The organism is Frankia sp. CeTa3Moorea, from assembly GCF_978021225.1.
This window is the reverse complement of record NZ_CDXDOR010000020.1, coordinates 39310-51168: the sequence shown is the minus strand read 5'-3', so window position 1 is coordinate 51168 and position 11859 is coordinate 39310. Positions and strand designations below refer to the sequence as shown.

Genomic DNA, 11859 nt, shown 5'->3' with positions numbered 1-11859 from the left:
CCGTTGGGCAGGGTCTGCGAGGTGAGTGTGCCGTCGCCGTTGTAGGTGGCGGTGAAGGTGGACGGTGCCGACCCGGCGCCGACGCCAAGGCTGGTGACCAGGCCGCGGTGTTCGGTGGCGGTGTCGTAGACGTAGGCGTAGCTGCCCTTGCCGTCGTTGACGGAGGAAATCTGCCCGTCGGTGTCGTAGCCGGTGGTGGTGGTGTTGCCGTCGGCGTCGGTCTGGGAGGTGACCTGACCCCAGGTGTCGTAGCCGGTGGTCAGCGTGGTGCTGTTCGCGGTCGTGGTGGTCGGCAGGCCGGTGGTGGTGCTGTAGCCGAAGGTCGCGGTGGGAAGCGCGGTGCCGCCGTCCGTGGCCGGGCTGGCCGCGAACGCCTCGGATGTCTTCCGGCCGGCCGCGTCGTAGGTGTAGGTGGTGGTCCGGGTGCTCGTCGATCCGGAGGTGACGGTGTCGACCTTGGTCAACGGCTGGTTGAGGTTGTTGTAGGTGTAGGTGGTCACCGGCAGCGGGTTGCCCGAGGAGGGCTGCGCGGCCGGGCCGGTCGAGCAGGCCAGGCCCGTCCAAGAGGCGTTGACGCAGCCGCCGGAGCCGGTCGCGGTGAAGTAGGAGATGACGGTGGTGAAGGCGTCGGTGCCGGCGCTGTTCGCCTTCGGCTGGCGGACCTCGACCGGGTTCCCGGCGGTGTTGTAGTAGGTGGTGCGGACGATGTCGGGGGTGGAACCGCCGCCCATCCAGGTGGTCACGGTCGTCGGCTTGCGTAGCGTCCAGCCGGATGTCGCGGCGTCCGCGTGTCAACGGGGCGGCGAACGCGCGCGGCAGGTGCGCCAGGAACCGTGCCAGCGGCGGCATCTGCCGGTCGAGCGTCAGCGCGTGAAAGATCTGCGGATCGATAATGCGGCCGGTGGCGGCCTCGATCAGCAGCAGGCCCCGCCCGGTCGCGGTCAGCGCCAGATCTCCAGGCACCAACCCGCGCGGCCCGTCCGACGGTGGCTCGCCGAGGGCCAGTACCTCGGGCAGAAACTGGGGCAGCCGCGCGACGTTCTGGCCGCGGACGAACCTCGACGGGCAGGACAGCTGTACCGCGGTAGCGCCCTCGTGCAGCACCGGAACCGATCTGTAGGCGCGGGCCATTGCCGCGTCACCAGTCGAGGACTGGAACCTCGCGGTCAGGGTTCCGGCCGCACGGGCGGGAGTCACTGCCAGCTGGTAGTCCCCGGCGTTCAACGCCTTAACGCTCCTGGAGTAGATCTTCGCCGCGATCTCTCCATGGGGCTGGAGGAAACGCGGGTCGAACAGATCACCGGCGGTGACGTGCTCAATCAGCGCATCGGTCAGCTCAACAGGACCGCCGCCCGCGAGCGCCTCCCATGCCAGGGCAAGCAGCCGCCGATCCCGATCGCTCACCGTCGGCGCGGACGCCGGCAGGACCGAGCCCGGATAGCCCGCCGGATAGCCAAGCCCCGATGCGTCGTCGAGCACGTCAAGCAGCGGAACGACGCTGCCGACGCCGTAGCGTTCGACGAACCGGCGGTGATAGTCCGCCCATGCCGCAGGTCCCAATGGTTCTCGGCCCAGCCGCGTCAGGACACCAGCCGCCACAGCCAGATCTGACGCGACAGACCCGGGCAGCTGAAGGTCGCAGTCGAGCACGAGGTCGAGTGCCAAGGGCGAGCGATCCTGGGGCGTGATCCGGTCCATCGCCGCGAGCAGCGACGTGCGTGGCGCCACTTGCGCCGCCAGGGCCGGCGCCACGTTGAGTTCACCGAGCCGGGTGTGGATCGTGGTCAGTTCCTCCACCCGCGGCGCGACCTCGACCAGGTCGCACGCACCTGCCGTCCGAAGGACCGTGATCAGATGGCCGAGCGGATCGGTCTCCGTCATCGGCGCCCGCAGGTCGGTGACCAGAAAGTGTTCGGCGACGAGCTGACGCAGCAATCTCTCGATGCGCTCAGGGTCCGCGGCGATGAACGCCTCGTTCAGCCTGTCGGCCAGCTCAGCGAAGCGCACCGGATCGCGGGCGGCATCCCGCACGAGCCGAACCGGCGGAGTAAGAGGGATCTCCGCCTGGCCGTCCGGGTGAGGCACGATCAACCGCCCCGCCCGCTCGACGACGAGACTGCTGAACACGACGGTCACCCGCTCCAGCAGTGGGCCCGTTTCCAGACGGTCGATGACCTCGCCCAGCCACGCGGCGTCCACCCGAGCCGTCGACCTGTGGCGATCCCCGAAGCGCACCGTCCCCACCTGGCCAAACATGGCCGGTGCGACACCCGCGAACAGCGCGAACGGCGTCGCCCGCCCCTCCGCGCGCAGCAGGTATCGCACCACCGTTGCTGCGGCGGCGCGCAGCCGTCGGTCTGTGACCGGCTGCCCGGCCACGATCTGCTCGACCCGGCCAACACGCCACGCTGCCCGGCGCGTTCGTCGCTGCGCGCAGCAACGCAGGACCGGCCGGCCGGTACAGCGCCCCGCCCATCGGCATCGTCCCTTCCCCAGCCTTCGTCACATCCGCGTCCCGTGCCGCCCCGACGACGTCGGGGCGGCACGGCGACGACCCGCGTTTACGAACTGGCGCACGCCGACGGACAGGTCGACGAGCAGCCGTCCGAGGTGTCGCAGCCGTCGCTCGCCACGCACGTGCTGTCATCGACGACGGTGATCGGCAGGTCGAACCAGTCGGCCGGCGCCGGACCCGATGGGCCGACTTCCTGCACGATGGACATCCACGTCTCCTCTCAGTGCCGTTCCCCGGTGTACCTGCCGACCATCCCTGAGCACCACGCTCACAACGTGCATTCGCTTCGGGACGGCGCAGGGCCGGGAGTTACCATGCCGGCCTTCGGCGGTAACGAGAGGTAACAATGCCTCGCCCACGGCGCAAGGTCATTCCCCCGGTGGCGAAGTTTTCTCTTCGCGCCTTGTCCGGTCGCTGACCTGGGAAGATGACCTCCGCCATGCTGGTGTGTTCGGCCAGACACGCCGGGATACATGCCCGGTCGTTCGGGTGCCAGGCGCGGCCTGAGCGCAGCGGACCTTCGTCTCAGTGTGTAGCCGCTTCACCCCGCAGCCCGGTTCTCCGGTGGCCGATGAAGCCGGGAGTAGGGCGTGGTCAGCGACCAGTCAGGCCGAGCGCGTCGAGGTGGGCGCTCATCAGGCTGGTCAGGCTGTCCAGGAGCCGTTTGCCCTTCTCCGCGGTAGCGAGCGAGGGACGGCCGATCACGCCTGTCTGCGTGTACGCCGTCATGCCGTGGACGAGGAGGTGCGGTCGGGGGCCGCCTCCCTCGTCGGCAGTCTCCCAGCCGGGCCGGACGAGGTCTGGGTGCACGTGCAGAAGGATGGAGGTCTCCAGCTCGCCGGCGTGCATGTCGTCGTGGGCGTCGGTCTCCAACTCGGCAGCGGCGCGGGCCGCCGCCCAATCTGACCGTCCAGGGAACAGCGTCATGCTCGGCCCGCCGATGTTGGCCTCCTGAACGATGTTGTTCAGGACGTAGTTGCCCCCATGACCGTTGACGAGCACCACCGCGGCGACGCCGGAACGACCCAGAGAGCTGGCGACGTCGCGGATGACCGAGGTCAGAGTCACCGACGAGATGCTCACCGTTCCCGGGTACGAGGCGTGCTCATGGGAGCACGAGAACGTGATCGGCGGGAGCAGGAACAGGCCGTACGCATCGGCCGCAGCTTCGGCGATCGTCTGGGCGATCAACGTGTCTGTCGTGAGGGGGAGGTGAGCGCCGTGTTGCTCGAAGCTGCCCACCGGCAACACGGCCGCCCGCGCGTCGACTCGCTCCGCCTCGGCGCTGGTCGCCGTGGTGATCATAGGGATGGCTGTCTCCTCGTCGCAGCGTTAACGACCTGGCGAGCGGCGAGGAACTGGCCGACCTCGACCACCCGATCGGCTCCCGCGAGCGCTCCCGCCATGCTGCCGAGTACCAAGTCAGCGCGCGCCGATCCGGTGGCCTGGGCGAGTTCCAACGCACGCAGGCCCTCAGCTCCCGCCTCGGCCAAGCGCCCGGCAGCGGTATGCGCGTCCGCCAACCATGCCCGCCACATCACCTCATCCTGACGCGGCCCGGCCGGCCAGGCCGCCAGCACCTCGTCCAGTAGCCTTGTCGCCCCGTCCAGGTCGCCGACCAGCCGCCGGCAGTGACCTTCGTATGCCGCCACGTAGAGGTCCGTGCAGTGCCGCCCATCCAACGGGTCCGGGTCGCGTTCAGCACCAGCCAGCAGCCGAACCGCCTGACGGACCGCAGCACGGGAGGCTGCGGTGTCGCGGTTGAGGGCATGCCCGTGCGCCTGCCGGACGAGACACAGCGCGGCGGTACACGCACTGCTGGAATCGAGGGCCGCCGCACCTTCTCCCAGCGCGATAGCTTCCCCGCCACGTCCCTGATCAGCCGCCTGCTGAGCCCGTCGCATCAGGACATAGCTCGCGGTGCGACGGTCGCCAGCCTCGGTCGCCTGGCTAAACGCCAACTCGGCCCACTTCCGCGCAGCACCCGGACGTCCGAGGCTGTCGGCAAGCCAGGAAAGAAACTCCGACCACCGAGCCTGGACCGCGAGCAACCGATGGCCCTCGACCGTTGACGCCCGGCGGAACGCATCGAGCACTTCAAGCTGACCCTGGACCAGGCTCCACACCGAGCCGGCCCCACTGTCGTTGACTCTCCCCGCGATCAGACTCAGTAGATCGACCCAGTGCTTCACCGGATCGGCGGTGCCAATGGCCAGCGGTTGATTGAACACATCCGACTCAGACACAGGATAGGGATGGTTCGCGAGCCTGATGCTCTCGACCGCGATCCCGGTGGTCCTCAGCGAGGAGACAGCACCGAGAACCGCTTCCCACACCGTCCTGTCCTCAGAGCCATGGTGCGTGATGGGTGGCAGCCCTTTGTGGAGCTGGCTGATAACCATCAGATCCGCTGGCATCATGGTCTCGCGGTCTTCAAGATCGAGAAGGTTGTGGATGCTGGTGCCGTAGACCTCGGCGAGCAAGGCCAAAAGCTGGGGCGTAGGCCGGCGCCGGAGTGGAACCGGCCAGTTCTCCAGTTCGCTGAGCCAGGGCGCGGTGCGCGTGGCGGCGCCGTCGGGGTCGAGGCCGATGCGGGCGGCGTGAGCGTTGATGTGATCAACCGCTTGCTGCTGGGTCCAGCCATGGGCGACCCGGTGAGCGGCGCGGGGACGGTACTTGTAACGGCGGGCGAACTCGATCGCGATCTCGTCGTGGGACATGCCGACCGCGCGCATCCGCGCTCGCAGCTCGTCCTGCTCCGCCCGCTGGCTCGGCCTACTCACGGTGCGTCCTCTCCGGGCCTGCTCGCCGGACCGCCGTCGGTCCGCCATTTCGGGAGCGTGCAGATCATCGCCAGAGTAATGGGTCCGCCACTGTCGGGCCGGGGCCAACGGCCGAACCTGTGCCGCTCCAGCCATCTCTTGTTCGCCGGGCTCGGAGGAGGTGTCTGATTACTCGGCGCGCCGGCCGGCGCTTTCGCCTGCGAGGTGCGTTCCGAGGCCAATGATCACTCCGTTGCAAGGTGGAGCCACGTGAGACCCGTTCAACCAGGCAGGGCACCAACCATGATGATCACTTGGCGTGGTGGTGCGCGTCATTCCCTGCTGGCCGAATGTTTCCTTCGTAGCGTCATCGCCGGGCTGAGCTGCGGAAATGGCATGAGGTCCTGCGATCTGTTCGGCGCTGGAGGGTCCATCTGTTCGCGCGAATCAGACCGCGTGGTGCTCGTGGACACCACTGCCCGGTCGCGGATACGCTCGGCCATGGTGGTCTCCGCCCGGGCGGGCAGCGCGGCGAAGTCGATGATTCTGGTGGTGGGCAGCCTGGTGTCGCGGCCGGGGGTGGCCGGTGCGGCACTGATGTCGGGGTGCTGTCAAGGGGCCGCAGAGGTCTTCGGGGTCACCGGCGGACAGCGGCAATGTGCCGACGAGTGTCGCGGCCGTCAGCCGCTCACCGGGTAGCCGCCTCGGCGGCGGGTCGCCGGGTGATGCGCAGATCGGCCCGGGCCAGGACGGCCGGCATGTTCCGGATCGCGTCGCGGTCCCGATCACGGTCCTCTTCGGTCAGCTCCTCCCAGTCCACCATCGACGGGTGACGCTTGTCCGGGCCGAGATCCTCGCGCACCGGACCATAGGAGTAACCCTGCCGCTCCTTGTGCTGCCACCACCGGTCGTGCTCGGCCCGGGCGAGCTCCTCGACCTCGGCGGCGGACAGCGAAAAAGGATCGACAGCCGGATCGACGTCGTGCTCGGCCGGCGTGAACACCCAGCCACGGTTACGCAGCACCGTCTCGTAATGAGCCGCCTGATCACGGTTGGCTTCCCGCAGCGCCTCGGAGAGCTCCGCCCAGGGCCGCAGCCCGGGCCTCGATCCGGCCGCGTGCCGTTTACCGAGCTCATGCTCCAGATAGCGGTCGTGGATCGCCCGGGCAAGCAGCTCCACCAACTCCCCGTCGCCCAGGACCGACGGCGTGCCGCCGGCGCCGCCGTCCCCGCCCACCGCATCGGCCCAGATCGGGCGCGAGGCCCCGATCGGCCGTAGAGCATCCACGCGGACTCCACGCACGGCACGCCTGGCTGTGATCATGACCGGATGTCTCCCTCAGAAACAGACGGTGGACGACGTCCGAACGATCGGCGCCACGAAAACGCTAACCGAGTCCCTTGTTGTCGGTATAGGGATTGCGAGTCCTATGCCCGACATCGGACCCGGCTCGGGCGCCGAAGTCGGCGCCGGCGCCGGCGCCCGAGCCGGCGGGACGGTCCCAGGCCCGCCCGGCCAGCGCGGCCAGCACCGCCGCCAAGGCTAAGGCGCCGAACACCTGGACCAGCGGCCCGAACGCCCCCTGCCCGGATCCGGGCTGGCTGCCCGGCTGCGCCGCCACCCCGATTCCCGCGCCGATCATGGCGACCGCGGCGGAGAGGCCCGGCACCGCGGGCCAGCGCCGACCGACCAGGACGAACACCGGTACGGCCAGCGCCACCGGGCCCGCCACCAGCGCCACCGCCAGCATGGCGAGCACCGTCCACCCCACACCGGCTACCGGCGGGGACACCGCCAGCCGGCCCAGCCGGCCCAGCCGGCCCGGGCGGCGCGGCTGGCCCGGGCGGCGCGACCGGCGCGACCGGCGCAGGCGGCGCGGCCTCAGCAGCGCCGGATAGCCGTTCTCGTCGGATCGTGGCCGTAGCCGGAACCGGGCGGGCAGCACCGCGAGCACGACCAGCACCACGACCAGCAACAGCCCCACCACCAGGTTGCGGCGGTATTCCGCACCGGGCGCGTTGTCGATGACGATCGTGCCGCCAGCGCCGGCCGGGACGATCCAGCCCTGCTGCCAGCCGTCGAGGCGCAACGGGGTCAACGCCGCGCCGTTCAGCTTCGCGGTCCACGAGAAGTTGGCGTTCTCCCGGACGGCGAGGAAGGCACGGCCACCGGCGCCGATCTGGACCGTCCGGTGCTCCGCCGTCCACTCGTGCACCGTCGTCGCCCGCGGCGTGGCCGCTCTCACCTGGGCGCCCGATCCGACCAGCGCGATCGCGTCGACGAGGATGGAGGTCGGTCCCTGGTCAACGCCGAGCAGGTGCGGCCCCGCCGAGAGCCGCAGCGTGCCGCCGTCGGTGCACAGCGACACCTGCACCGGCCGCACCGAGGTGACGTCGCTCTCCCGGCCGGAGATCCGCAGGGGGTAACGGGTGCCGTCAACGACCAGGGTGGGGCCCCGGCCGCAGTCGACCAGCAACGGAGTGTCACCCGCTGGGGGTGTCCCCCGCGGCGGGGGGATGAAGCTCGCCGAGCCGCTCATCGTGAACGTCATGTCCCGGGGCACCTCGAAGCGCCGGGACAGCGCCAGCTCCTCCGAGCCGCCGAACGGCTGCGCCGGGTCGACCCGCGCCCGGGCCATCGAGAAGGCGACCAGCCCCCCGTCCGGCGCGGCGAAGCGCCGGGCCACGTCGGTGGGGAGCTGCGCGTAGTGGCGGAAGGTGACCCCGGGGATGGTGATCTCCCGAATACCGGCGCCGAGGGTATCGTCGGTCTCCTGGCCGACCCGCGCGAACGTGATGCGGTACCAGCGGCTCGGCCCCGCCGGGACGGCGAGGCGCTGGATGTCCTCCACCGGACGCACCTCGGTGACCACCGAGCCCGCCTCGCTGGACACCCGCAGCGCCTCGACGGCCGGCCGCCACGAGCCCTCGGACAGCAGCCGCACGTCGAGGTAGGGCACGGTCATCCGCCGGCCGACATCGAGCTGGATCCACTGCCCGGCCGACGTTGTGCCCTTCGTGCGCTGTGCCGTCCACGCGGTCGCGGCGAAGCCGTCGACGGCCGCCGGTGGCGCGAGGTCCGGCGCGGCGAACAGGTCGTAGCCGTAGGAGGACGCGGTGACGGACATGCCGCCGACGTAGCCCGCGACCGTCTGGTGGCCGGCGACGTCGGCCTCGGCCCACTGGTGGGGCTCTCCCGTCTTGCCGACCGCGGTGCCGGTGGGCCCGAGGAGGTACGAATCGGCCTCGTGGACGAGTCCGAAGGTGCTGTCGCGCCGGGTCAGGGTGTCCGTGTCAACCCAGGCGGTCGTCGGGCCGATCACCTCCCCCGGCGCAACCTTGATCGCCGCCGGGCTCGTCGAGGACGTCACGGCGGCGGACGGATCGGCGGCGGAGGACAGATCGGCGAGGTCCGCGGCGAGCACGGCGGCCCGGTCGCTGCTCAGCAGGCCCTGCCCGGCGAGCTGCACCGTCGCCTCCGGGCCGCCGGAGACGACGACGGCGGTGTCCGCCGGGTAGGAGTCGACAAGCTTCGCGCCGCCCGGGACGGTCCAGACCTCCAGCGCGGGTACCCGCGCGGTCGGGTTGCGCAGCTCCGGGACGAGCCGCTCCTTCGCCGAGGCGCGCGCCGGCACCTGCGGGCCGAACGCGGCGGCCAGGGTGAGACCGGAGGAGCGCAACGCCCGGTGGAGCTCGTCGGTGGACGGGGGGACGTCCCAGTTCTTCTGTTCCAGGTCGTTACGCAGCAGGATCTGGCCGATCCCGGCCCGGGCCAGCGCCGGGGCGAGGCCCGCGGCGGACCCGGTGGCGAGCTGGCGCTCGATGCCGTCCATCAGCCGGGTCACGCCCGTGCCACCGAGCGGGATCAGGCTGCGGACCCCCCACGGCGTGCGGGCCAGCCACTGCAGCGGCTCGTCGAGCGGCCGGCCCCACTCGTACTCGGCGAACGGCGAGCCGGGCAGCACCAGTGCCCGGCCGTCCTGGGGATGGGCGGCCAGCCAGTCCGCGGCGGCCACCCAGTAGTCGGGCACCCGGGCGAACGGCCGGGGCTGCAGCGCCCTGCCGGCGAGCGCCGGCGTCATGCCGCAGACCAGCGCGGCCACGGTCAGCACAACGGGGACGTTCACCGCGGCGGTCGCGATCATGTCCGCAGCCCCGCCGTGCCGGTGGGAAGCCCCGCGGGTCGTCCATCTCCGCACACGGGCGGTGAGGCTGACAGGTCGGACCGTCAGGGCGTGCGCGATCCCCAGCGCGATCGGCAGCCGCACCACCGGCTGGAACTTGTAAACGTTGCGCAAGAAGCCCAGCTGGTCACCTAGCAGGTCCCGCACCGCACCCGCCAGCGGGCTGCCCGGATGCCCCGGATAGGCCGCGGCCACCGAGACCGTGCCGGCAGCCAACGTCACCAGCAGGAACCGGCGGGCGGGCAGATCGGCCCGGGACAGCCCCCACAGCCCGATCGCCGCCACGGCTGCCGATCCGATGATCGGCACCGGCCGGGACACGTACTCGGTGGCGGCCGGCAGCCAGGGCCTGGGCAGCTGGACGTACGCCAGCCAGTCCGTCGCGCCGCGCAGGGCTTCCGCCACCGACGTCGTCGCCGTGGTCGTCTGGGCGGTCTCGGTGAACGCGAGGAAGTCCAGCCCGTAGCGAGCCTGCACCATCAGCGCCAGCAGCCACCAGGCCGAGGCGAGGATGACGGCGACGACCCACCAGGCCCGCAGCGCCCAGGCCCGGCGGGTGCCGCCGGCGAACACGAGGACCACCGCCGGACAGAGCAGGACGCACAGCGTGACCGTCGCATTGATTCCGCCGGTGCCCAGGATGGCGAGTCCGGACAGGGCGGCCGCCCGTCGCGGGGACAGCCGCCGGCCCGGGTCCAGGGCGGGATCGTCAGCAGCATCGACATCATCGGCCGCCGTGGTACTGGTGGCGGCGGCCGTACCGGTGTCGGCGCCGAGGGCGCCGTCCGGACGCAGCGCGAGGATAAGCGGCAGGGTGATCCACGGGAGCATGGCGGCGCCCGCGAGCGCCACGGAGGTCGCCCCGATCTTGCCGAGGAACATCGGGGACAGGGTGTAGGCGAGTCCGGCGAGCACCCGGGTGTGCGGCACGCCGAGCCGCAGGGCCTCGGCCAGCCGCACGACCCCCCAGGCGGAGACGGTGAGGATCAGCGCGATCCACAGCCGCTGGGTGATCCAGGCGGGTATCCCGAGCAGGTCACCGGCGCCGAAGAACGGTCCCATCGGGAACAGGTAGCCGACGTACTGGTTGGGCAGGTAGCCGAACTCGGCGAGGGAGTTCCACAGATGGGTGGCCCGCCCCATGAAGCCCCACGGGTCGAGGGGGACGTCCAGCTTGGTGTCGGCGGTCAGCTTGCCGGGGGCCTGGAGCAGAGAGAGCACCATGAAGCCGGCGGCCATGCCGAACAGGAGCCACCGTGACGTCCGCGTGTCGCGGCGACGCGGCGACGCGGCGACGGCCGGGGCTGCGACGGCCGGGGAGGGTGACGGCGCGCCGAGGCCCTTCGCCGTCGTGGGGGGGCCGGCGGCGGGAGGAGGGATCGCTTACTCCAAAGGATAAAGATGAAGGTCCGGTTCGCCGGACCTTCATACAACCTTCCGGGGCAGCGGGGTCACACCGCCCAGGTCCGCGGGCAGGCGCAGGGGCTTCTCGACGCCCCCCACGGCCGCCGTGAGGGCGGCGGCCGGCGGCCCGGCGGTCACCGGTTCCGCGGGGGCCGGGACGCTCACGGCAGGAGGCGGGACGCGGACCTGGGCGGCGGGGGACGCCCCGTCGCCCGGACGAACCGGCGCCGCCGCGGCGGCGGGCGACTGCACCGTGGGACGCGTCACCACGAGGCCGGGAGCGGAGCGGTTCAGGTATCGCCGGGCGCGCATCACGTCGACGAGCATCGCGGGAGTGTGCCGGGTCACCCGGAACGTGCCACCGGGTATCTCCGCCCATCGGACCGGGACCTCGGTGATCCGGTAGCCGATCGACCGGGCGATCGAGAGCACCTCCACGTCGAACCCAAATCCGGAGGAGCGCGCAAGGCTGAACAGCAGCTTGGCCTCGGGACCGCGGAAGGCCTTGAATCCGCATTGGGTGTCGGCGACGTCCAGGCTGGTCAGGGACCGGGTGATCTGGTTGAAGGCCCAGCTGCCGACCCGCCGGCCGCTGCTGCGGACCGCACCCGCCCCGACCCGGCGCGATCCGAGCGCCACTTCGGCGTGCTCCAGCGCGGCGAGGAGCAGAGGAAGATCATTGACGTCCGAGGCGCCGTCGGCGTCCAGGAAGGCGATCGACTCACCGTGCGCAACCGACACCCCCATGCGGACCGCGGCGCCCTTACCCGAGTTCCACGGCAGCCGCAGGACCCGACCACCGGGCAGATCCGCGAGCAGTTCCTCGGCGATCGCAGCGGTGCCGTCCGTGCTGCCGTCGTCGACCACAATCACCTCGGCCTCGGGGATCCTGTGCATGACCGAGATCAGCGGGGGTAGCGAGCCGGGCAGGCGCATCGCCTCGTTGTAGGCGGGGATGACGACGCTCACAGGCACGCAGTCCAAGACTCAACTC

Annotated in this window: 7 protein-coding genes and 2 pseudogenes; 1 reads left to right on the top strand and 8 read right to left on the bottom strand. The window is 71.2% G+C overall.

Going from position 1 to position 11859, the window contains the following annotated elements; translation table 11 throughout:
* From AC08OV_RS06315 to AC08OV_RS06295, 5 genes and pseudogenes are all read right to left on the bottom strand, one after another.
* Nucleotides 1–743, bottom strand: a pseudogene (locus AC08OV_RS06315) (sugar-binding protein); the annotation flags it as partial.
* 106 nt (nt 744–849) lie between these two features.
* Nucleotides 850–2379: pseudogene (locus AC08OV_RS06310) on the bottom strand (lantibiotic dehydratase family protein); the annotation flags it as partial.
* A 182-nt stretch (nt 2380–2561) separates the two neighbouring features.
* Nucleotides 2562–2723: an FxLD family lanthipeptide gene (locus AC08OV_RS06305; RefSeq protein WP_476613500.1), complete on the bottom strand. Its 162-nt coding sequence runs from the start codon at nt 2721–2723 to the stop codon at nt 2562–2564.
* 386 nt (nt 2724–3109) lie between these two features.
* The gene (locus AC08OV_RS06300) at nt 3110–3820 is read right to left on the bottom strand and encodes a creatininase family protein (RefSeq protein ID WP_476595658.1); all 711 of its coding nucleotides are present in this window, start codon (nt 3818–3820) and stop codon (nt 3110–3112) included.
* Complete coding sequence (locus AC08OV_RS06295) at nt 3817–5298, bottom strand: hypothetical protein (RefSeq protein ID WP_476613501.1); 1482 nt, start codon at nt 5296–5298, stop codon at nt 3817–3819. The genes AC08OV_RS06300 and AC08OV_RS06295 overlap by 4 nt, the downstream gene beginning before the upstream one ends.
* A gap of 435 nt (nt 5299–5733) precedes the next feature.
* Here AC08OV_RS06295 and AC08OV_RS06290 point away from each other — a divergent pair, with 435 nt between their 5' ends.
* Nucleotides 5734–5976, top strand: coding sequence for a hypothetical protein (locus AC08OV_RS06290; RefSeq protein WP_476619437.1), 243 nt, complete (start codon nt 5734–5736; stop codon nt 5974–5976).
* On the opposite strand, the gene AC08OV_RS06285 is transcribed toward AC08OV_RS06290, so the two are convergent.
* The 3 genes from AC08OV_RS06285 to AC08OV_RS06275 all read right to left on the bottom strand — a co-directional run bounded on the left by AC08OV_RS06285 (nt 5966) and on the right by AC08OV_RS06275 (nt 11840).
* Complete coding sequence (locus AC08OV_RS06285; RefSeq protein ID WP_476613502.1) at nt 5966–6565, bottom strand: RyR domain-containing protein; 600 nt, start codon at nt 6563–6565, stop codon at nt 5966–5968. The genes AC08OV_RS06290 and AC08OV_RS06285 overlap by 11 nt on opposite strands.
* 100 nt (nt 6566–6665) lie before the next feature.
* Nucleotides 6666–10700, bottom strand: coding sequence for a DUF3367 domain-containing protein (locus tag AC08OV_RS06280; RefSeq protein ID WP_476613503.1), 4035 nt, complete (start codon nt 10698–10700; stop codon nt 6666–6668).
* A 186-nt stretch (nt 10701–10886) separates the two neighbouring features.
* On the bottom strand, nt 10887–11840 hold the full coding sequence (locus AC08OV_RS06275; protein ID WP_476619439.1) for a dolichyl-phosphate beta-glucosyltransferase: 954 nt from the start codon (nt 11838–11840) through the stop codon (nt 10887–10889).
* Nucleotides 11841–11859 lie beyond the last annotated feature (19 nt).

Excerpts from the sequence above, each read along its gene's own strand:
- AC08OV_RS06305 (WP_476613500.1), bottom strand. The coding sequence starts at position 2,723 with ATGTCCATCGTGCAGGAAGTCGGCCCATCGGGTCCGGCGCCGGCCGAC.
- AC08OV_RS06300 (WP_476595658.1), bottom strand. The coding sequence starts at position 3,820 with ATGATCACCACGGCGACCAGCGCCGAGGCGGAGCGAGTCGACGCGCGG.
- AC08OV_RS06280 (WP_476613503.1), bottom strand. The coding sequence starts at position 10,700 with ATGGCCGCCGGCTTCATGGTGCTCTCTCTGCTCCAGGCCCCCGGCAAG.